17 protein-coding genes are annotated in these 22,150 nt (G+C 62.5%); 1 reads left to right on the forward strand and 16 read right to left on the reverse strand.

The window, feature by feature from the left end:
* Nucleotides 1-132: 132 nt before the first annotated feature.
* The 4 genes from AC1DLO_RS18485 to chvE all read right to left on the reverse strand — a co-directional run bounded on the left by AC1DLO_RS18485 (nt 133) and on the right by chvE (nt 4,733).
* Nucleotides 133-591: a nucleoside deaminase gene (locus AC1DLO_RS18485; RefSeq protein ID WP_476891690.1), complete on the reverse strand. Its 459-nt coding sequence runs from the start codon at nt 589-591 to the stop codon at nt 133-135.
* A gap of 135 nt (nt 592-726) precedes the next feature.
* Nucleotides 727-1,992, reverse strand: coding sequence for a multiple monosaccharide ABC transporter permease (mmsB, locus tag AC1DLO_RS18490; RefSeq protein ID WP_476891689.1), 1,266 nt, complete (start codon nt 1,990-1,992; stop codon nt 727-729).
* Nucleotides 1,992-3,524 carry a multiple monosaccharide ABC transporter ATP-binding protein gene (mmsA, locus tag AC1DLO_RS18495; RefSeq protein ID WP_476914559.1) on the reverse strand — a complete coding sequence of 511 codons (1,533 nt, stop codon included), beginning with the start codon at nt 3,522-3,524 and terminating at the stop codon, nt 1,992-1,994. The genes mmsB and mmsA overlap by 1 nt, the downstream gene beginning before the upstream one ends.
* A 93-nt stretch (nt 3,525-3,617) precedes the next feature.
* Entirely contained in the window at nt 3,618-4,733 is a 1,116-nt protein-coding gene (gene chvE / locus AC1DLO_RS18500; protein WP_476891687.1) for a multiple monosaccharide ABC transporter substrate-binding protein, read from the reverse strand.
* A gap of 165 nt (nt 4,734-4,898) precedes the next feature.
* Here chvE and AC1DLO_RS18505 point away from each other — a divergent pair, with 165 nt between their 5' ends.
* Entirely contained in the window at nt 4,899-8,567 is a 3,669-nt protein-coding gene (locus AC1DLO_RS18505; RefSeq protein WP_476891686.1) for a TM0106 family RecB-like putative nuclease, read from the forward strand.
* A gap of 105 nt (nt 8,568-8,672) precedes the next feature.
* Here AC1DLO_RS18505 and AC1DLO_RS18510 read toward each other — a convergent pair whose 3' ends face one another.
* The 12 genes from AC1DLO_RS18510 to AC1DLO_RS18565 all read right to left on the reverse strand — a co-directional run bounded on the left by AC1DLO_RS18510 (nt 8,673) and on the right by AC1DLO_RS18565 (nt 22,040).
* Nucleotides 8,673-9,470 (reverse strand): triose-phosphate isomerase family protein, encoded by a 798-nt coding sequence (locus tag AC1DLO_RS18510; RefSeq protein ID WP_476891685.1) that lies wholly within the window; start codon nt 9,468-9,470, stop codon nt 8,673-8,675.
* Complete coding sequence (locus tag AC1DLO_RS18515) at nt 9,421-10,770, reverse strand: MFS transporter (RefSeq protein WP_476891684.1); 1,350 nt, start codon at nt 10,768-10,770, stop codon at nt 9,421-9,423. The genes AC1DLO_RS18510 and AC1DLO_RS18515 overlap by 50 nt, the downstream gene beginning before the upstream one ends.
* Nucleotides 10,771-10,858: 88 nt before the next feature.
* On the reverse strand, nt 10,859-11,626 hold the full coding sequence (locus AC1DLO_RS18520; RefSeq protein WP_476891683.1) for an SDR family NAD(P)-dependent oxidoreductase: 768 nt from the start codon (nt 11,624-11,626) through the stop codon (nt 10,859-10,861).
* Nucleotides 11,627-11,651: 25 nt separating this feature from the next.
* On the reverse strand, nt 11,652-12,638 hold the full coding sequence (locus AC1DLO_RS18525) for a 3-hydroxyacyl-CoA dehydrogenase family protein (RefSeq protein WP_476891682.1): 987 nt from the start codon (nt 12,636-12,638) through the stop codon (nt 11,652-11,654).
* A 1-nt stretch (nt 12,639) separates the two neighbouring features.
* Nucleotides 12,640-13,122, reverse strand: coding sequence for a ribose-5-phosphate isomerase (locus AC1DLO_RS18530; RefSeq protein WP_476891681.1), 483 nt, complete (start codon nt 13,120-13,122; stop codon nt 12,640-12,642).
* The gene (dhaL, locus tag AC1DLO_RS18535; protein WP_476891680.1) at nt 13,119-14,870 is read right to left on the reverse strand and encodes a dihydroxyacetone kinase subunit DhaL; all 1,752 of its coding nucleotides are present in this window, start codon (nt 14,868-14,870) and stop codon (nt 13,119-13,121) included. Before dhaL ends, AC1DLO_RS18530 begins: the two co-directional genes overlap by 4 nt.
* 3 nt (nt 14,871-14,873) lie before the next feature.
* Nucleotides 14,874-15,947, reverse strand: a complete 1,074-nt coding sequence (locus tag AC1DLO_RS18540; protein ID WP_476891679.1) for a sugar phosphate isomerase/epimerase family protein — start codon at nt 15,945-15,947, stop codon at nt 14,874-14,876.
* Nucleotides 15,948-16,218: 271 nt separating this feature from the next.
* Entirely contained in the window at nt 16,219-16,917 is a 699-nt protein-coding gene (locus tag AC1DLO_RS18545; protein WP_476891678.1) for a GntR family transcriptional regulator, read from the reverse strand.
* Nucleotides 16,918-17,183: 266 nt separating this feature from the next.
* Nucleotides 17,184-18,254, reverse strand: coding sequence for an alkene reductase (locus AC1DLO_RS18550; RefSeq protein WP_476891677.1), 1,071 nt, complete (start codon nt 18,252-18,254; stop codon nt 17,184-17,186).
* Nucleotides 18,255-18,449: 195 nt separating this feature from the next.
* Nucleotides 18,450-18,962 (reverse strand): hypothetical protein, encoded by a 513-nt coding sequence (locus AC1DLO_RS18555; protein WP_476891676.1) that lies wholly within the window; start codon nt 18,960-18,962, stop codon nt 18,450-18,452.
* 428 nt (nt 18,963-19,390) lie between these two features.
* A complete protein-coding gene (locus AC1DLO_RS18560) occupies nt 19,391-19,963 on the reverse strand; it encodes a DUF6318 family protein (protein WP_476891675.1) in 573 nt (190 codons plus the stop codon).
* Between the two features lie 295 nt (nt 19,964-20,258).
* Nucleotides 20,259-22,040 carry a purine-cytosine permease family protein gene (locus AC1DLO_RS18565; RefSeq protein ID WP_476891674.1) on the reverse strand — a complete coding sequence of 594 codons (1,782 nt, stop codon included), beginning with the start codon at nt 22,038-22,040 and terminating at the stop codon, nt 20,259-20,261.
* Nucleotides 22,041-22,150: the final 110 nt, after the last annotated feature.

Genomic DNA, 22,150 nt, shown 5'->3' on the forward strand with positions numbered 1-22,150 from the left:
GTCCTCCTTCATCGATTGGGTATCGACGCGGACCCCCCGGCACCGACGCCGATGCTGTCAGCCTACGCTTGGGGTTTGGCTGTGGCCAGATGTTGTTTGCTTCCCCACGCCGCCCACGCCGCCCGCCACCAGCTATTCGGCGATGTCCTCCGCCCACAGCTCCGGATTCTCTTCCTGGAAGGTGCGCATCATGTCCACGCACCGCTGGTCATCGAGGACCACCACCTCCACGCCGCGGGACCGGAGGAGCTCGAATTCGCCGTCGAAAGTGCGGGCCTCCCCCACCACCACGCGCGGGATCTTGAACTGAATGATGGTTCCTGTGCACATCGCACACGGCGCTAGGGTCGTATAGAGGGTTGTATCCCGGTAGCTTTTCTGCCGGCCGGCTGTGCGGAGGGCCGACATTTCCCCATGAGCAATCGGATCACCGTTTTGGACGCGTTCGTTGTGCCCACTCGCGATCACCACGCCGTCACGGGCAAGCGCTGCACCGATAGGAATGCCACCTTCACCAAGGCTCTTCTGGGCTGCCTGGTACGCGGCTTCGAAGGCCGGATCTGGTGAAGGTTGCGCATCGGGCTGGGTCATGGCGGCCTGCTCTTTCGGGTGGTGGGGAACGGGTGGGCGGTGTGCGATAGGACATGGCCTGCTGTATTGGCCCCAGCGTAACGCCGAAAAGCGCAGGCCCATTGGTCGGGGACCTGCGCTTTTGCCCATTCTTGCTTAGGCGCTTGCCACGGGTGTCCTAGTCTTTGCCTCGCTGGGGGCATTTCGGGGGGTGGACTTCCTCTGTTGGCGGCCGCTCCCGTTCGACGCTCCGGCGCGTCGTTTGTTGAAGACATCGAAGGCGACGGCGGCCAAAAGTACCAGGCCCTTGATCAGCTGCTGGTATTCGGTGCCGACGCCAAGAATGGACATGCCGTTGTTGAGGATGCCGATGATCAAGCCGCCGATCAGGGCGCCCATCACCGTTCCAATTCCGCCGGTGACGGCAGCGCCTCCGATGAAGACCGCAGCGATCGCATCAAGTTCGAAGCCGTCTCCGGCTTTGGGGTTGGCCAGGTTCAGCTGCGCGGTAAAGACGAGGCCGGCCAAGGCCGCCAGGACACCCATGTTCACGAACAGGGTGAACGTGACCCGCTTGACCTTGACACCCGAGAGTTCTGCGGCGAATCGGTTGCCGCCGATTGCGTAGATGTGGCGGCCCCAGACGGAGTTGGCCATCACGGCTGAATAGGCGACGGTGAGCAGGCCGAGCACGATAAGCACGATCGGAGTTCCGCGGTAGCCTGCGAGCAGGAAGGTGATGAGCAGGATCAGCAACCCGGTGAAGATCATCTTGCACAGAAACCAGGCGAACGGCTCGTCCTCGAGGTTGTGCTTTCGGCGCGCCGCCCGTTGGCGCAGGTCCTGCACAACGAGAGCAATGGTTGCGACGATTCCGATGATCATGGTGAGTGGCTCAAGGGCGGAGGTGCCGCCCCCAAGGTCAGGAAGGAAGCCGCTTCCCAAGGATCGGAACTCGTCCGGGAAAGGGGAAATCTGTTGGTTCTGCAAGGCGATCTGGGTTAGCCCGCGGAAGGTGAGCATACCGGCCAAGGTGACGATGAAGGCCGGTATGCCGAAGTAGGCGATCCAGAAGCCCTGCCACATGCCAACGAGGGCGCCGATCGCTAGGCAAAGGATGATGGCAAGCCACCAAGGCACGCCCCACTGGGTAATCATGACACCTGACATTGCTCCGACGAAGGCGACCACGGAACCGACGGAGAGGTCGATGTGTCCGGCGATAATGACCATCACCATGCCAACGGCGAGAATGAGGATGTAGCTGTTCTGCACGATCAGGTTCGAGACGTTGATCGGGGCCAGCGTGATGCCGTTGGTGGTGACCTGGAAGAACAGGATGATCACAATCAGGGCGATGAACAGGCCGACTTGGCGCAACTGGCCGGCCAGGTAGTGCAATGCGGAGCGAAGCGCAAACATCAGGCTTCCTTTTCTAGGGTCATGTATTGCATCAGGTACTCGGCGGTGGCCTTTTCCCGTGGAATGTTGGCGGTGATCCGGCCCTCCGAGAGGGTGTAGATCCGGTCGCAGATGCCCAGCAGTTCAGGCAGCTCGGAGGAGATGACAACGATGCCCTTACCCTCGTCTGCCAGCTGGTTGATGATCGTATAAATCTCGTATTTGGCGCCGACATCGATTCCTCGGGTGGGCTCGTCCAGGATCAGTACGTCTGGGTTGGCGAACATCCATTTCGACAGGACGACCTTTTGTTGGTTGCCGCCGGAGAGTTTTCCGGTGACCGCGGCGACCGTGGCTGCTTTGATTTTCATGCTGCGTCGGTAGCCTTCGGCGACCAGGTTCTCCTTGTTGCTGTCTACCCAGCCCCAGCGGGAGAGCTTGTCCAAGGCGGCGCCGGAGACATTACGCATGACGTTGTCAAGCAGGTTCAGTCCATAGTGCTTGCGGTCCTCGGTGGCATACGCGATGCCGTGCTTAATCGCGGCGGCCACGGTGTTGGTTTTTATCTCCTGGCCGTTTTTGTAGACGTGGCCGCTGATCTTCGCCCCGTAGCTGTGGCCGAAGATACTCATCGCGAGTTCGGTTCGTCCGGCGCCCATCAGTCCGGCGATCCCGACTATCTCGCCGGCGCGAACATTGAAGCTCGCGTTCTTAACCACCTTCCGGCTCTGGTCCACCGGGTGGTGCACAGTCCAGTCCTCGACCCGAAGGATTTCCTCCCCGATGGAGGGCTCGTGTTCGGGATAGCGATGGTCGAGGTCCCGGCCCACCATTCCCTTGATGATGCGCTCCTCTGAGATTTCATCGCTGTGCATGTCAAGAGTCTCGATGGTCCGGCCATCGCGAATAATGGTCACCTTATCCGCAATGGCTTTGATCTCGTTGAGCTTGTGGCTGATGATGATCGAGGTGATGCCCTGGGCCTGCAGATGCTTGATCAGGCGCAGCAAGTGTGCCGAGTCCTCGTCATTCAGGGCTGCGGTCGGCTCGTCAAGGATGAGGAGCTTCACCCGCTTGGAAAGTGCTTTGGCGATTTCGACCAGCTGCTGCTTGCCCACGCCTAGATCCGTGATCTTAGTGATCGGGTTGTCGTTGAGGCCCACGCGCGCGAGCAGCTTTGAGGCCTCGAGGTTTGTCTTGTTCCAGTCCACGAAGCCGTTCCTGGCCTGTTCGTTGCCGAGGAAGATGTTCTCGGCGATGGAAAGGTAGGGGCTCAGGGCGAGTTCCTGATGGATGATCACGATGCCTGCGGCCTCGGAGCCTTTGATGTCTTTGAATTCGCAAAGCTCGTTTTCGAAGTGGATTTMGCCTTCGTAGGTTCCGGCCGGGTAGACACCGGAAAGTACCTTCATCAGCGTTGATTTGCCGGCCCCGTTTTCACCGCAAATCGCGTGTACATGGCCCCGCTGGACCTCAAGGGAAACATCCTGGAGGGCCTTGACCCCCGGGAATGTCTTGGTGATGCCGCGCATCTCGAGAATATTCGTCGTCACGTCAAGTCCTAGCTTTCGCGTTTTTCACGCTATGGATCTCAAAGGTGTGGTGGTGGCGGTAGGAGCCCSCCACCACCACGGTTCAGGGCAGGACTACTTCAGGTCCGACTCTTTGTAGTAACCACCGTCGACAAGGACGTTCTGGTAGTTCTCCTTCGTGACGACCACCGGCTGCAGCAGATACGTCGGTACGATCTTGGCCTTGTTGTCGTAGCTCTTGGTGTCATTGGCCTCGGGAGTCTTGCCCTTGAGCAGGTCATCAGCCATGGTGACCGCCTGTTTTCCGAGGTCGCGGGTGTCCTTGAAGATCGTCGAGTATTGCTGGCCAGCGATGATCGACTTCACCGAGGCGGCCTCGGCATCCTGGCCTGTGATGACTGGCAATGCCGAGGGTGAATAGCCCGAAGCCGTCAGTGCCGAGATAATGCCGATCGAGAGACCGTCATAGGGAGAGAGGATTCCCTGCACCTTGGCGCCGCCGGAGTAGGTGCTGGCGATCAGGTTCTGCATGCGCTTCTGGGCCGTCGCCGGATCCCAACGCAGCGTGGCGATCTGAGTAAAGCCCGTCTGGCCGCTCTTGACCACAAGGGTGCCGTCGTCGATGTACTTCTTCAGTGTCTCCATGGCGCCGTTGTAGAAGAAGGTCGCGTTGTTGTCGTCAGGACTGCCTGCGAAAAGCTCCACATTGAACGGGCCTTTCTTCCCGGTTTCCTTGCCGTCCTTATCGAGGATCCCCAGCCCGGTCAGCAGCGAGGTGGCCTGCTGGACCCCGACCTTCTTATTGTCGAAGGTCGTGTAGTAGTCAACGTTCTTGTTGCCGTTGATCAGGCGATCGTACGCGATCACCTTAATGCCGGCCTTGGCCGCGTTGTCTAGCTGGTCGCTTAGCGCCGTTCCGTCGATCGCGGCGATGATCAGCACCTTGGCGCCCTTGGTGATCATGTTGCTGATCTGCTGGACCTGCTGTGGAATCTTGTCGTCACCGTACTCAAGGTCCGTCTTGTAGCCCATCTTTTCCAGCGAAGCCTTGATGGCATCACCGTCCTTGATCCAGCGTTCGGAGGTCTTTGTCGGCATCGCAATGCCCACCAAGGATCCGCTGTTGTCCCCTCCGCTGCTTTCGGCGCTAGCGCCGCGGCTACCGCAGGCGGCAACGCTGAGGGCCATACTGACGGCCGCAGCGCCGACAATAAGCTTCCGTAGTTTCACTTTCAGTCCTTCGATTGCAGTTGACGTCGTTGTCGAGAAAACCCCGAAGATCACCCCTCATTGACCTGCGTCACATGTTAGCGCTAACAAGCGCTGTTGGGCAACCACTTATTGTCCGACCCCACTGATAGCTTGGCTTCATCAGCTCAACGGTCTGGGGGCACGGTGTTTTTTCTCGATTCAGAAGTTGCAGGGCACGCGCAGGACCTGGTGTTTTCCGCCAGCGACCTCGTCACGGCTTCCACCTGCGAGTACCAGTTGCTGCGCAAGTTGGACGAGAAGCTGGGCCGATCACCGAAGCCGGCCTTCGAGGTCGACGAGATGCTGGAGCGGACCGCCGCGCTCGGCGACGTTCACGAACACAGGGTGCTCGACCGTTTCGTGGCCGAGTTCGGCACCTGGGACCCGCTTACCGGGAAGGGGGTGTTCGACGTMGTTCCCGCCGAAGCGATGGACCGCGCCACCCTGCGAGCGAAGCATGCAGAGTCCATCGAGGCGCTGCGCTCCGGCGCGGATGTGGTCTTCCAAGCGGCGTTCTTCGACGGTCAGTTCCACGGACGGTCCGATTTCCTCGTCAAGCAACCCAACGGAAGCTACGCGGTTTTCGACACCAAGCTCGCCCGCCATGCCAAGGTCACAGCCCTGCTGCAACTGGCTGCCTACGGCGACCAACTGCTCAAGGCGGGGATTGCTCCCGCGCCGGATCTGACCTTGGTCCTCGGGGCTACCATTCAGCGGGACGTTCCGGGCCCTAACGCTGCCGGGGCGGACGGCCAGGCGGGCTTCGACTACGTACACAGCAACCATCGGCTTGCCGACGTACTGCCGGTGTTTCGCGAACGCCGCGAGCGCTTCCTGGCATTGACTGAGGCGCACCGATCGCGGCTTGAGCCTATCCAATGGGGTGCACCTGGGATCACGGCCTGCGGCCGCTGCGACTACTGCAAGGAACAAGTTCGCCTGCACCGGGATCTGCTCATGGTGGCGGGGATGAGAATCACCCGCCGCAAGAAGCTCATGGAAGGGGGCATCTTCACGATCGACGCGCTTGCTCGGATGCCCGACGCCGCCGATTCCGCTACGCGGCGCTTGCAGGAACAAGCCCGGCTGCAGACCGGAACTGCCACACCTGATGGCACCGTCAATTACACCGACAAATCCGGCGAGGCCAAGAGCATCAGCTATTCCGTTCTGGAATCCAACTCCCTGGCCCGGCTGCCCCGGCCCGACGCCGGAGACATCTTCTTCGACTTCGAAGGAGACCCGCTGTGGCAAGACCCCGTGACCGGCCGCTGGGGATTGGAGTACTTGTTCGGGGTGGTCGAAAATCCCACGGAACCGGGGGGAGAGCCTGTTTTCAAACCGTTCTGGGCACACTCCCGGGCTGAGGAGCGGCAGGCGTTCGTCGACTTTCTCGACTACGTGGAAGAACGCCGCATGAAGTATCCGGACATGCGGATCTACCACTACGCCGCCTACGAGAAGACCGCACTGCGCAATTTGTCGGTCATACACACCGTGGGCGAAGCCGCCGTGGACAACCTCCTTCGCGAAGGCGTCCTGGTCGACCTCTACGACACGGTGCGGCACAGCATCCGCATCTCCGAAGACTCCTACAGCATCAAGAAACTCGAGCCTCTGTATATGGGCGAGCATTTGCGTTCGGGTGACGTGACCGACGCCGGGGCCTCCGTGGTTGCCTACGCCAATTACTGCACGGCCCGGGACGCGAACCGCGAAGATGAAGCGGCAACGATCCTCGCGGGTATTTCCGACTACAACGAATACGACTGCCTCTCCACCCTGGAACTGCGGAATTGGCTGCTGGGCCTGGCAGCGGAACGCTCCGTTGAACCCGGGCTGGTGAGTGCTTCAGGACCGGAATTGCACACGGAGACCGAGCCTGCCAAATATGAGGCGGCGCCCGAGGAGACGGCGCTCCTCGACTACCTCGCGGAATTGCCGGACGACTCCCTTCCCTCCGATGACAAGCGTGCGGTGGCCATGGTGGCAGCCGCGGTCGGCTTCCACAGGCGGGAGGACAAGCAGTTTTGGTGGAGCCACTTCGATCGACTCGACCGGCCAGTTTCCGAATGGGAGGACACCCGGGACTGCTTCATCGTGGAGCACGGCGAAGTATTGCAGGACTGGGCCAAGCCGACTCCCCGCAGCAACCCGGCGCGGAAAGTGCTGCTCTTCGGACACGCCGCAGACGGCTCGGGTTTCGCGCCCGGTAAGAAGTACTTCCGGATGTACGAGCCTCCGCTCCCCGACGCCTTCCTGGGCAAGAACGAAAGCGCTCTCGGCAGATCGGGAATGTCCGGCACGGATGTGATCGAGGCCGGTGATCTCGATGTCCTCGATGAAGGCATCACCCGTGCTGAACCCGACGACGTTTCGGATGTCGTGACCATTTCGGAGCGATTGCCCAAGGGTGCGGCCGAATACTCCCAGCTACCCATGGCTTTGACGCCCGATGCTCCGGTCAACACGGATGGGCAGAGAAAAGCCTTGAGCGAACTGGCCGTCAAAGTGCGTTCCAGCCTGCCAAGGTGGCCGAAGGATCCGGCCCTGGACCTGCTGCGCCGCGTGCCGCCGAGGCTTGCCACACTCGCGGCGTTGCCCGCCGTCGGACCTGGCGACGACGGTTATGTGGATGCGATCACCGCGGCCGTGATGGATCTGGACCAGTCATACCTAGCCGTCCAAGGGCCACCAGGGACGGGTAAGACCCACGTGGGCTCGCACGTCGTCGCCCGGCTGGTGCTCGAGGGCTGGAAGGTGGGCGTTGTTGCGCAGTCCCATGCCGTGGTGGAGAACATGCTCCATGCCGCGGTGAAGGCCGGGGTCGATACGGATGTCATTGCCAAGGAAATGAAACACGATGACCCCGTCCCGTGGAGCCAGCAGACGAAGGACGACATTGAGCTCCTGCTCGGATCCCCGGGAGGCTGCCTCATCGGCGGCACGGCGTGGACCATGACGGGCCGAACAGTCCCCGCGGGATCCCTGGATCTGCTGGTCATCGACGAGGCCGGGCAGTTCTCGCTCGCCAACACCCTCGCCGTGAGCCGTGCAACGAAGAGGCTGCTGCTCCTCGGCGATCCCCAACAACTGCCCCAAGTCACGCAGGGCAAACACCCCGAACCGGTGGATGAGTCTGCCCTCGGCTGGCTGGCCCACGGGCTGCACACCCTCCCCCCGGAACTCGGGTATTTCCTGGCGACCTCGTGGCGGATGCACCCGGATTTGTGCTCCGCGGTGTCCGGGCTCTCCTATGACGGCCGGCTGCATTCGGCACCAGCTGTCTCCACGCGGAAGCTGTCCGGAGTTGGGGCCGGCGTCGAATGTGTCTACGTCCCACACAGCGGCAACTCCACCCAGTCGCCCGAAGAAGCAGCGGAGGTAGTCCGGCAAGTCAAGGAACACCTCGGCTTGGCGTGGGTGGACCCTCGTGAATCGCAGGAGGAACGGCCGCTACTCGAAAAGGACATCCTCGTGGTGGCGGCGTATAACGCCCAGGTTCAGCTCATTCAGCGCGAACTGAGAGCGGCCCGACTCCGCGGTGTGCGGGTCGGCACCGTAGACAAGTTCCAAGGCCAGGAAGCTCCGGTAGTGATCGTCTCCATGGCCGCGTCCGCTGCAGCCGAGGTACCTCGCGGCATGGAATTCCTTCTTTCGCGCAACCGGATCAACGTGGCGATATCGCGCGGTCAGTGGCGGGCCGTCGTCGTACGCTCGCCGGAGCTGACCAATTACCTGCCGACCCAGCCGGAGGGGCTGGAGCACTTGGGCGGCTTTGTCGGACTATGCCAGCGTGGCGGCCCCAACTGACTCGCATTAGTTGTCGCTCTGAGGGCTGAAAACGACAACAACTGCGGGGGCCCACGCCGCCAGGGTTCCCTGGTCGAGCTTGCGAGGCGAGGGCGGCGGTGGGGATCAGTTGGGCAAGCTCAGCGCTTCGTCCAAGACCGCCCCGAAGTTCGCGGGGTCGTGGGCGAAGCGGCCCAGGAAGAGTCCGGACACGCCCCGCAGTTCAGGCATGAGCCCCGGTTTGGCCGAGCCACCGTAAATGATCGGCAGCCCGGCGAGGCCATGCTCGGCCAGCGATTCGCGGAGATGAGCGACGACGTCGGACACGTAGGCTACGCCAGCCGGCTCGGCAGCGCCAATAGCCCACACCGGTTCGTACGCGATAACCAAACGGGCCGCCGTCGTCCAGTCGTCCCGGACGGCGGCCAGGATCTGCTGGAACACGAACGACGCCGACACCGCCGGATCGGCGACGGCTTCCTCGCCGACACACAGCAGCGGGGTCAACCCTGCGTCCACCGCGGCCCGGACCTTCAATGCGACCACTGCGTCGTCCTCGGCGAAGTGCCGGCGTCGTTCCGCGTGTCCGATCTCCACGAGCTGCGCACCGAGCTCCGCCAGCAAGGACGGTGACACTTCCCCGGTCCACGGGCCCTCGGCCCACCCACAGTTCTGCGCGCCCAGGATCAGTGGAGAGCCTTCCAGTATCCGGGCCGCGTCGGGCAACATGGGGAACGACGGGATCACAAACGGGACCACCCGCCCGGCCATAAGGGCCGGACGGGCGTCCACTTCACCTCGCAATTGCTCCAGCCAAGACATGCTGTGCCGGTAGCCCATGTACATCTTGGTGCTGACTCCGACGTACAACGGACTACTTGCCCAGGAGATCGTCGGCCTTGTTCCTGAATACCCGGGTGCCATACATCATGGCGGCCGCCAAAAATGGAAGGATTCCCAGTGCATAGACGCCAGCCGATCCCGTGGGGTCGGCGGTGGCGCTGTTGACAGCGGTCCGCAGGATCGGGGCCACGAAACCACCCAGGTTGCCCAACGAGTTGATCAGACCGATACCGGCCGCAGCAGCCGAGCCGGCGAGGAACGCTGTCGGGTAGGCCCAAACGACCGGCCCGACGGCCAGGAAGCTGCACACCGCGAGCGTGATAAAGATCAGCCCGAGCACCGGCTGGTGGTTAGTTCCGGCCCAAGCCGAACCGAGGATGCAGACACCCGTGGACACGAACAGCACCGTGCCGAACGTGCGGCGCTTGGCAACGGTGTTGGCTGCCCGGCCGATCAGGTAGCAGGAGAAGATACCGAAGAACCACGGAACCGCGATCAGCAAGCCGACGGCAAGGCCCACCTTCTGGCCTGTCAGCGAGGAAACCTGCTGCGGCAAGAAGAACGTGACACCGTAGACGGCGATCTGCAGGCAGAAGTAGATGAGGGTGAAGTACCAGACGCGACCGTTGCGCATCGCCGCGAACACGCCCCGCGGCCCGGTTTCATCTTTAACGGTGTCCTCCTGGGTCATGATCTCCTTGAGCGCGAACTTTTCGTCGACGTTGAGGAACTTGGCCTTCTCCGGGCCGTTGATCAGGAAGAAGAACGCCGCAACGCCAGCGAGCACTGCCAGGATGCCCTCGGTGAAGAACATGACCTGCCAGCCACGGACGCCGGGAATCTGGTCGCCGATGTTGATGAGCCAGCCGGAGAGCGGGTTGCCGATCATCTGGGAGAACGGCTGGGCAAGGTAGAAGATCGCGAACATCTGCACTCGCACCTTGTTCGGGAACCACTCAGCCAAGTACATGATGACCCCTGGGAACAGCCCCGCCTCGGTCACACCGAGCAGGAAGCGCAGGATCACGAAGGACGTCTCACCCTGCACGAAGGCAAAGCAGGCCGAGACGAGTCCCCAGGTGATCGCGATGCGGGCAAGCCAGATCTTGGCGCCAACCTTCTTGAGCAACAGGTTGCTGGGGATTTCAAAGATCGCGTAGCCGATGAAGAAAATGCCGGCACCGAGCGCGAACGCGCCGGCCGAGACGCCTTTGTCCGCGCCGAGGGCGGCTTCAGCGAAACCGACGTTGGTGCGGTCGAGGAAGGAGACAACATAGAGGATGACCAGCATCGGCATGAGCCGAGCCGCAGCCTTGCGGATTGCCGATTTCAGAACCGGCGAATCCAGCATCTCCTTCGTGGATGTTGTTGCAACGGACATCGAAACTCCTCTTTGAGTAATGACTGTTGAGTAATCAGAGCTGAGTAGTCAGGGGTTGGGGCATTTCAAAGGGTGATGCGGTCCCGGATTAGTGCATGTAGAGTCCGCCGTCCACATTCAGCGTCTGGCCGGAAATGTAGCCGGAGTCCTCGCTGATGAGGAAGGCGATGGCGGCGGCGATGTCCCGCGTGGAGCCCACGCGGTTCACCACGAGGTCCTTGGTGAGTTCGTCCTTGCGTTCCTCGCTGAGGGTGCCGCCCATGATGTCGGTGTCGATGGGGCCGGGAGAAATGGCGTTGACGGTGATGTCGAACTCACCCAGTTCGCGGGCGGTGGCGCGGGTCAGGCCGATGACACCGGCCTTGGCCACCGAGTACGGGGTCTTGGAGAACGTGCCACCGCCGCGTTGGGCGGAAACCGAAGAGATGTTCACGATGCGTCCGATCCGGTTCTTGACCATCGATTCGGCAACGCGGCGGGTGGCGTAGTGGACTCCGTTGAGGTTGATGTTCAGGACACGGTTCCACTCGGCGGGCTCGAGTTCCAGGTACGGAATCGGTGAGCTGACGCCGGCAACGTTGGCCAGGGCGACGATCTGCGGCAACTCGGCCTCGAGCGTGTCGATCGCGGAGCGTACGGATGCTTCATCGGCCACATTGGCGCCCACACCGTAGGCCTTGACGCCATATTCGGCGGCGATTTCCTTGGCGGTGGACTTGCAGAGGGCGTCGTCGAGGTCGATGATGCCGATGTTCCAGCCCTGCGCGGCCAGGTAGTTGACGGTGGCTCTGCCGATGCCGCGCTCGGAGACGGCGCCGGTGACAATCGCGGTTCGTTCTGCGGGGAAGGTGCTCATGTGTATTCTCCTGTGAATGGTGGGGCTAGTTGATGGGTGCCGGGCCGAGCTCGTCGAGGAGCTTCTGCATGGCCACGTAGGCCTTGTTCCGGTAGGCGATGAGTTCGGGCGTGCGTTCGGCGGGGACGTTAAGGAAGCCCGCCCCGGTCTTGGTCCCGAGCTTCCCTGCCTCCACGAGGTCACTCAGGATCTTCGGGGTGGCGAAGCGTTCCGGGAATCCGGTCTGCAGGGATTTGTAGCAGAAGTTGTAGACGTCCAGTCCAGCCATGTCGGCGATCGCGAATGGACCAAAGAACGGCAATCGGAAGCCGAACGTCGTACGGACCAGGGTGTCGACGTCGTCGGCTGTTGCGATCCCCTGCTCCACCAGCTGCGCAGCCTCGTGGAAAAGCGCGTATTGCAGCCGGTTGAGCACGAAACCGGTGACGTCCTTGACGACGGCGGTTTGCTTGCCTGCCGCGTGGACAAGTTCGCGGGACGCAGCCACGGTCTCGGCAGTGGTGCCGGCGTGGGGAATGATCTCGACGCCCGGGATGAACGGGGACGGGTTGGAGAAGTGCACGCCGAGGAACCGCTCAGGACGTGCCACGGCCTCGGCCAGATCGGCGATGGAAATGGTGGAGGTGTTGGAGCCGATCAGCGCGTCCGGGCGGGCGGCCGCGCTGATGCGGGCCAGGGTCTGGTGCTTGATGTCGAGGACCTCGGGGACGGCTTCTTCGATGAAGTCGGCGTCCGCCACGGCCTCTTCGATGTCCTTGGCCGCCCACAGATTGGCCTTCAGGATTGCCGTGGAACCTTCAGGAAAGAGGCCCGCGGCCACGAATTCGTCCGACTCCACCAGCAGGCGGTCGTAGTTCTTCTGTGCGATCTCCGCGGACACGTCCGCCAACGCCACGCGTGCTCCGCCGAGGGCGAGGACCTGCGCGATCCCGCCGCCCATGTAACCGGAGCCGACGACGGCGATCTTCCGGGCCGCCGTCGTACCGACGGGGCTCTTCTGTGATTCAGTCATGTCACACTGCCTTTGTGTAATCGGGCTCGTAGGAGCAGATGGCGTCCACCTTGGCGGCGGAGGATGATGTTTCGTCGAAGTGGTGGCCCAGCCATTCGCCCACCAGTTTCTTGGCCAGTTCCAAGCCAATCACCCGCTGTCCCATGGTCAGGACCTGTGCGTTGTTGCTCAGGACCGAGCGCTCAACGGAGTAGCTGTCGTGCGCGGTGACGGCACGGATTCCGGGGACTTTGTTGGCGGCGATGGCCACGCCAAGGCCCGTTCCGCAGATCAACAAGGCGCGGTCTGCATCGCCCTCGGCGACCTTGCGCGCCGCGTCCACGGCAACGTGCGGGTACGCCGTGGAGTCGTTGGCGCCGACGCCGACATCCTGAACGGACGCCACCCGGGGATCGGCCTCAAGCAGCGCCATCAGTGCCTGCTTGTATTCCACGCCGGCTTCGTCATTGCCGACGACGATCCGCCAGCCCGCTGAACTGCTCATGCCTGTGCTCCGTTTCCTGCCGGTACGGCTTGTGAACCGCCCAGTTGTGAATCGATATGTTGTGAGATCCTCGCCGTGATCAGCCCGAAGGAGACCGCACCGGGATCGGGGTGGCCCAGGCTCTTCTCCGCAAGGGGGCGGGCCCGGCCCTTGAGCGGACGCAAACGCGCCGTCTCAGCCGCCGCGGACTCCGCCGCCGCAGCAGCTGCCGCAAGGGCCCGGTCAACCGGCGCTCCGGCGTCGAACTCTGTCAGGAAGGCATCCCGGAACGGAAGCAGCGCGTCCACCATGGTCTTGTCGCCAGGATCGGCTTTGCCGAGTTCCGTGATCGCGTCCACAAACGCAGTGACGGCGGCCGCCGCGTCCTCGCCCGAGTAGCCCGCCTTGTTGCCGAGCGCCTGCCCGGCCGCGATGATCGCCGAGCCCCACAGCGCTCCGGAAGTGCCGCCGGCGCGTTCACTCCAGGCCTCCCCCGCCGCCGTCAGGATCCGCCCCACTGACGCTCCGCTTGCCGTCCCGGCGGCGGCGAAAGCTGCGTCAACGCCGCGGCGCATGCCGATGCCGTGGTCGCCGTCGCCGGCAATCGCGTCCAGTTTGCCGAGTTCCTCTTCATACTCGACGACAACGTCCCGCACCTGCGCTAGCACGGCCACGGCCAGCCGCCCAAGCTCGGCAGCAGCTTCCTTGGGCTGCTCGACGTCGGACTCGTCCGCCGCGATGACGCTCGCTTGGTTGCGGGGCGGGCGGGGCGCGAGGTTGCCCTTGCGGAAGGCGGGGGTGTCCGCGGGCGCCGCCCAATACTGTTCGAGTTCCTCGTCCAGCCACAGCAGCGTCAGCGAAAGACCGGACATGTCCAGGCTTGTCACGAGCTCACCGCACTCGGGTTCCACCACCGTGAGTCCTGCTTTGCCGAGGAGCTTCTCGATCTTGCCGAAGAGCAGGAAGAGCTCGTCGTACTTGACAGTGCCGAGGCCGTTGACGATGGCCACCACGCGGTTACCGGCGTCGTCGGGCTTGTCATTGAGGAGCTTCGAAACGAGCAGTTCGGCGAGTTCGGAAGCGGTGGGCATTTTGTGCTCGGAAATGCCCGGCTCGCCGTGGATGCCCAGGCCGAGGGACATTTGGCCCGCCGGAACGTGGAACAGCGGGTCCTTGGCGCCCGGAAGAGTGCAGCCGTCGAAGGCCACTCCCAGCGAGCGTGTGCGGTGGTTCGTCTTGATCGCCAAGCGCTCGACGGCGTCGAGGTCCAGTCCCGCTTCGGCCGCGGCGCCGGCGATCTTGAAGACCGTCAGGTCTCCCGCGATTCCCCGCCGCTTTTCGATCTGGTCCAACGGAGCGCTGGCGATGTCGTCGGTCACGGTCACTGTGCGCGTTTCGATGCCTTCGGCGTTGAGGCGCAACTGGGCCTGGCCGAAGTGCAGCACGTCGCCGGCGTAGTTGCCGTAGCTGAGCAGGACGCCGCCGCCGGCGTTGGCTGCTTTGGCCACGCGATAAACCTGGCCGGCAGCTGGGGACGCGAACATGTTGCCGCACGCCGAGGCTGTTGCCAGTCCGGGTCCGACCAGTCCAGCGAACGCGGGATAGTGTCCCGAGCCGCCGCCCACGACCAAGGCAACCTGCCCGGCGGGGACTTCGGTGGAGCGGACCACTCCGCCATCCACCCGGGCAACATACCCGCGGTTCGCGGCGACGAATCCGTCCAGCGCATCGTCAGCAAAGTCTGCGGGGTTATCGAAAATCCTTGTCATGGTCTACACGCCAGCCAGTTGGGATGCTTCGGCCTGGGCGTGGCCGGGCTGGGTGCGGCCGGAAGGCTGCGTGTGGCCGGAGGGCTGCGTGCGGCCGGAGGGCTGCTGGCGCCCCTGGGCGACCTGGCTCTGGCCCAAGGCGTAGTTCTCCGTCTTCGGGAGGACCTGGCGACGCAGGTATTTCTGGTTGCTTGCCGTAACGCTGAGCCCGTCGCCTCCGTAGTGCTCGGTGCACAGGATGCCCTGGAAGCCCACAGACAATGCGACCTTGAAGGCTTCGCGGTAGTTGATGAGGCCGCTCTCCATCGGAGCCGGCATGGTGATGTAGCTGTCGCGGGCCACGTCTTCGTCGCGGATGTAGTTCTTCATGTGCCAGTAGTTGGAGTACGGCAGGGTCTTGGCCACCATCTCGCGCCAGTCCTCGATGGGCCGGTGGAGACGGATCAGGTTTCCGAGGTCCGGATTGAGGCCCACGTTGTCGAGCCCGATGTCCTGGACCAACTGCACCGAGGAGTCGGCGGTGCCCAGGAACGTGTCTTCATACATTTCAAGGGACAGGAGAATCCCGACTTCCGCGGCGTGCTCACCGAGTTCCCGCAAACGTGCGACCGCGTTGCTCCAGGCTTCCTTGTCCCCCGCCGGGTCCTTGTAGCCCTCCACGGTCCAGAACCACAACTGCTTTTGCTGTTCGGCGGTGATCGCCTGGTGGAGTCCGAAGGAGACAACCTCGCAGCCCAGCTCGGCTGCGGCGTCAATGGTGCGGTGGCTGTACGCCATATTGTCGGCCCAGTCCCGGGAGTGAATGACGCTGCGGCGGATGGCCGAGATCACCGGGATGCCAATGCCAACGTGGTCTGCGGTCTGTTTGAACTCGGCGAGGCGGGCCTTGCTCAAGTCTCCCGGGCGGACCCAGCTGTCCGTGAGATCGGCGTTAGCAAATCCTGCGTCCTTGACTTCCTGTAGGACATCGGCCCAAGCGGAGGCATCGGCGTCGTTGATGTGCCGTCCCGTGGCGTCGGTACCGGGGAACTGCAGCAGGGCCGCGGTGATCGGCCAGTTTTCGGCGGTGTACGCCATAATCGTCACTCCTTCGTGGAATCCTGTTTCCTATAGGATTTACTATCTGCGCGAGGCTGTCAACATATTTGTGTGGAGTTTCTGTTGACCGGCCCCGATTCCCCGCGTCATCGAAGATCCTATATGTCTTACATATGTTTGTGAAGTGGGTCACCGGGCACGGGCGGCAAGAGGCACGCAAAAGGCCCGCCTATCGACGGGCCTTGCGGTTCTGGTGGCTTCGAGGCGCTGTCTTGGATCGACGTCGGGCGCGTGGCCTGACGTCGACGGCTCAGTCGGCAGGCGCGTCGGCGATGGCCCGGGCGCGGACCTTCTGCACGTGATCCTCCATGGCAGCTGCGGCTTGCTCCGGGTCCCCGCTCGCCAGTGCTTCGAACACGGCTTGGTGTTCGGCGATGGCCTGCTCTGCGTCTGTGATGCCCACTCCCCCGAAAAGCCGGAACCGCTGGACCTGTCCCCCGAGGGCGTTGTAGGCGGAAAGCATAAATTGGTTGCCAGACTGCTCGGCGATCAGCTTGTGGAAGCGCTCATCGGCCTCGAGATAGTCCCGGAATTCCACGAAGGACGGGCCTCGAGGAGCCGTCTCCAGATCTTTTACGGCCCCGCGAAGGTCTGCCAATCCCTCGGGCGTCATCCGACTGCACGCCAACCGTGCATTGACCGGCTCAATCGCCAGCCGGGCCTCCATGAGTTCGGCGAAGTCTTCACGCGTAAAAACCGGCGCCACGCGGTAGCCCTTCAAGGCCACCCGACGGACCATGCCAGTGTGTTCAAGCCGCGCCAACGCTTCGCGCACGGGAGTAGGCGAAACGTCCAGTTCCCGCGCCGTCCCGTCGATACTGACCGCGGCCCCGGGTTCCAATCGGCCGTCCATCAGCCAGGCAAGCAGTTCCTCGTAGACGTGGTCGGCGAGAACCTGGCGGCTGACGGGTCGGCCGGGGGCGCGGTCCCGTGAGGAAGCGAGTTTCATAGACAAATCCTATAGGAATGGGCCCTCCGCGGCGGCTTTTGGGGTCTTGGACCGATTCGGAGGCCTCATACGCAAGGGAGAGCGATACATTCTGCTGGATCATTCCACTCGCTCGAGGTGAATTCCCCGGGATTCCGGGAGCTCCGGGGCGTCCCAGACCGAATGATCCAGCAGAATCCGTCGCCATGGCAGAGGGAACCCGTCCCCAAGGCATTAAACGGCGACGGCGGCACCCTGGCAGGTGCCGCCGTCGCCGTTTCGGGGTTCTAGTTGGCGTAGAACGGGTAGTCGGTGTATCCCTTGGCGCCTTCACCGTAGAACGTGGAGGGATCCGGCTCGTTGAGCGGGAGGCTCTCACGCCACCGGCGCGCCAGGTCCGGGTTGGCGATGGCCGGACGACCAACCACCACGGCGTCGGCGTGTCCATCAGCCACGAGTGCCAGGGCTTCGTCCCGCGTGGTTACTTCGCCGAACCCGGTGTTCACCAGGAAAGTGCCTTTGAAGCGCTCGCGCAGGTCTTGGACAAGCGTGCCCTTGGGATCGTGGTGGAGGATGCTCAGGTAGGCCAAGTTGAGCGAGGCGATGGTGTCCACCAAGACCTCGTACGTTGCCCGAACATCGGCGGGATCGGTTTCGGCGATTCCCTGGACCGAGTGCTCCGGGGAAATCCGGATGCCCACCCGGTTGGCGCCCAACGCTTCAACCACCGCGTTGACGGTCTCGATCACGAAGCGGGCGCGGTTTTCCGGAGAGCCACCGTAGCTGTCGGTGCGGACATTGGTGTTAGGGGCAAGGAACTCGTGCAGCAGGTAGCCGTTGGCCGAGTGCAGTTCAACGCCATCGAATCCTGCCTCGATGGCGTTCCGGGATGCCGTGACGATTTCCTGGATCACTGCAGGAAGTTCATCGGTACTCAGTTCGCGCGGCACGGGGTAGGGCTTCTTGCCGTTCGGTGTGCGGACTTCACCGTCGATGGCCACGGCGCTTGGTGCCACGATCTCGCGACCTCCGGTGATGTCCGAGTGAGAAACGCGCCCGCCGTGCATGATCTGGGCAAACATCCGGCCGCCTTCAGCATGGACGGCGTCGGTCACCTTCTTCCAGCCCGCGATCTGTTCATCCGTGACAAGGCCGGGCTGGCCCGGATAGGACTGGCCCGCCGGCGTCGGGTAGGTGCCCTCGCTGACAATAAGCCCGAGCGAGGCACGCTGACGGTAGTGTTCCACAACCAGGGGGCCGGGAATGCCTTCGGCGCCCGACCGGACACGGGTCAGGGGCGCCATGACCAAGCGGTTAGGAAGTTCAAGTTCGCCGAGCGTCAATGGGGAAAACAACATGAGCAGTGCCTTTCAAACGGGAACGGATCCACTGGCGGCAACTGCCCCGCGCCTGCAACTATTCCTGTTGAGACGGGGATCACACGATAATGGTCGTTCCCCGCCTTCGCATTCGCCCCAGCAACGCACGGTTCGAACTTGTACGGACTCGAAATGGACCGGATCGGCGGGGAAATTCGGCGTATTCACTCCTGGCTATTTCTCGGGGACGCCCGGGCAGCCCTCGCCTTGTGGATTCACGATGCAGTTGTCTGCGTAATTACGCGTGATGGACCGCCAGACGCTCACGTTCTGTGGCGGCGAGCCAAACTGACCCGTGCCCGGAATCGGCAGGCTCGGACCGCCGTTCACGGAGTAGGTACCTCGGAAGGTGGTGGTCACGGAGATTTGAAAATCACCGGTCTGTTGATAGACATGGCTTGTTCTGGTCTTCTGGCCCCATTCCTCTTCCCTAAGCGGACCACCGGCGAAGGACGTCGGCCCAAGACTGTTGCCGTCCCCGTAGGTGTAGGTGTATTCCACGGGAGTTGCCACAACGTGGACCTTTTGGCCAAGGAGCGTCACATCGAATTGCTGCTCAAGCGCTTCCGCGAAAATGTTGGTTTCGGCGCCTTTGAGCGTGTGAGGGCTTGGTTGGGCGGTTAGTACCGCGGGCTTGATCGGAAGGTTACGGAAGTCGTTCTCGATTCTTGCCGCAATCCGGGGCAAGACATCCTCCGGTTTTTGGTCGTACAGGCAGGACGGACCATTTCCGTTGGAGACCCAGTCGGTCCACACGGGATTCGAGACCGACCTCGGCGCCACCTTCCAAATGACCGGAGTGCCCGCCTTCCCACCGGCCTCACGGGGCGGGCATTGCACCTGCCCCGGCAGGCACTTTTTGGCCAAGGAATTGTCGTCAACCTGGCACTGGAGATCTGCTTTGTACTGGTTCGGGTCCTCACTGACGTGGCCAGGAGGGGCAGGGACCAGCTCACCGGATTGTGGGTCACGGACATAAGCAATAGGTTTTACGCCTGTATCGGTCCATCCAACCTCACCACTTTCAGTGGCAGCGATCGCCGGCTGCGCGCCGACGCTGACCAAGAGGAGGAGTGGTACAGATCCTAAAACGCCTCGGAGCCAGCTTCTCGGGTTCATTGCAGGGGGTTCACCCCGTCAAGCCTCCAGGCACCTTCGACGAATCGAACGAAGGCGACATTGCCAGTATTCGTCGCCTCGGTGGGTTGCCGATACTCAGTCCCATCCAGGCTCCAGTAGTGGATCTTGCTCTGGATTACTTGAACAACCACGGGAATGCTCTGATCTGGTTGCGGCTTGAAGGTGGACGACACAGACGGCGTCGAAAATAGCCCACCGCTGATCCAACGGTCGCTTGCGTATGCCTTCGGAACAACCCTCTTGACGCCCTCGCACATCTCACAGTTGGCTCCTGTGATCTGACTGAGCGGCCTAACATCGCCGGTTTCATAGGCATAACTCATCATGCGAAACCAATGGGCCGTGAACGCCTCCACCCCCTCCTTGCTATTCGCCTTCGCGGCCTCCGGCAGCACCGGGACAGGCACATTCTGCGCTTTTCCCTTGGCGTCGGCCGGTTTGTAGGCAGCAGTCGGAGTGGGTGTAGCTGTGGCACTGGCAGAAGCAGTTGGCGACGCCGATTGTTCGGCCTGCGACTGGCCACTGTTCCCGCAGGCAGTCAGCGTCAACCCTGCCGCAAGGGTGGCAATGAGGATGAGTCGGGCGCGGGCGAAAATGGAAGTGCGTGGAGTCATGGTTTGCTATCCCCCAGATAGTTTCAAGACTGAGCATTTCCCAAAAGGGTAACCCAATTGCCAACTTTGCCTTAAAAGTTATCCACAGCCCGGACTCGCTCCCCCACCGGAGCGCAGCAGCACAGCCGAAGCGCAGCAGCAGAAACGACAAACCAAAGGCCTCGACGACGGGACCGCGGCCAGGCCGCCCATCCGTCGTCGAGGCCCATGGGGCCTTTTACCTTGCGCCTTACCTCTGCGCCGGCAGCACCAACTCCCCCGACTTATCCGTCGACAAGGCGAGCGAAGAGATGAACTGCGGCTCGCCGTCGGGCCCGTCCTGAGCTGAACGGACCATGTCCGGTCGTTCGAACTCCAGTCCTGTCACGTGGCACGGAAGCTTGGCGTCGCTGGGGTTGCCGTCGGCGTCGAACATCGGCAGATCGATGCCGTCGTCGGAACGGCGCAAGTAGTACTTCCCCCGGGTCAACACAGCCAGCGCGGGCGGCAGGACAAGGGCCAGCCCGACGGCGAAGATCGGCGAGTACGGCTGAACAGCAGCACCGAAAGCACCGAAGAACACGGCAATCGAGACAACAGCTGATACCAGCATCGAGATAAAGCCGACCGGGTTGACCGCGTAAAGCATGCCGCGGCGGAACTCGGGAACCTTGGGCGAAATCTTGAGCAGGTATTTGTTGATGGCGATATCGGACGCAACGGTGACAACCCAAGCCATGGCACAGTTCGCGTAGAAACCAAGAATGGTGTTGAGGAACTCGAACATATTCGCTTCCATCAGCACGAGCGCAATCACCAGGTTGACCACCACAAACACCATCCGGCCCGGGTAGCTCTTGGTAATGCGGGTGAAGCTGTTGGTCCATGCGAGCGAGCCGGAGTAGGCGTTGGTCACGTTGATCTTGATCTGCGAAATAACAACCAGCACCACGGCCAAGGTCATCGCCAGCCAGGCCGGCATCATTTCCTGGTATACGCCAAGGAACTGGTGCACGGGCTCGTTCGCGTGAACGGAGGCGGCAGGATCCAGCGTGGCGATCAGGTAGATGGCGATGAACATGCCGACGATCTGCTTTATCGCGCCGAAGATCACCCAACCCGGACCGGCCAGGATCACGGCACGCCACCACGCGGCCCGATTCTCCGCGGTCTTTGGCGGCATGAAGCGCAAGTAGTCAATCTGTTCCGCGATCTGTGCCATGAGTGACAGGCAGACACCTGCGGCCAGCATCACGGAGGCCAAGTTGGTCCCTTCAGCCCCCGATTTGCCCGTGAACGCGAAGAAATCCCCGATGCTGTCAGGGTGCGAAATCACCAAATACCCCACCGGCACCACCATGAGCAGGAGCCACAAAGGCGTGGTCCACACCTGCAACTTGGACAGGGCTTTCATCCCGTAAATCACCAGCGGAATGACAATAAGCGTAGACGCCGCATAGCCAAGCCACTGCGGAATACCCAGGCCAAGTTCCAGGCCTTGCGCCATGATGGAACCCTCGAGTGCGAAGAAAATGAACGTGAATGTCGCAAAAATAACGTTGGTGACCACCGAACCGTAGTAGCCGAAACCGGAGCCCCGGGTTATGAGGTCAAGGTCGATGTTGTACCGGGCGGCGTAATAAGCCAAAGGAAATCCCGTGGCAAAAATGACCACGGCCGCCACCACAATTCCCAGAATCGCATTCACGGTGCCATAGGAAATACCGATATTCGCGCCGATGGAGAAATCCGCCAAATAGGCGATGCCACCAAGGGCACTCGTCGCCACCACGCCCGCGCCCCATTTGCGGTAGGACCGCGGCGCGAACCTGAGGGTGTAATCCTCCAGGCTCTCCTTCGCCGCGCTCATCGCATCGGCGTTGCCCGCCGTGCGGCTCCCGGCCGTCCGGTTGCCCGCCGTGCGGCTCCCCGCGCCTAGCGCCTCGGAAGGTTCGACGACGGCGACCCCCTCCGGGGAGCGGCCCGCCGTCGGGAGTTCAAGCACTTGTGTTGTCTTCGAATCGTCAGTCATCCCCGCAACTTTCCTCGTCTGGACATGCGCTCGACGCTATCGACCGGAAGGAACCACGGAGTCACCACGATGTTTCCACGCTGTAACTTATCCAGCGAGTCGGCCGCCAA

The organism is Arthrobacter sp. 01T419 (assembly GCF_056398865.1).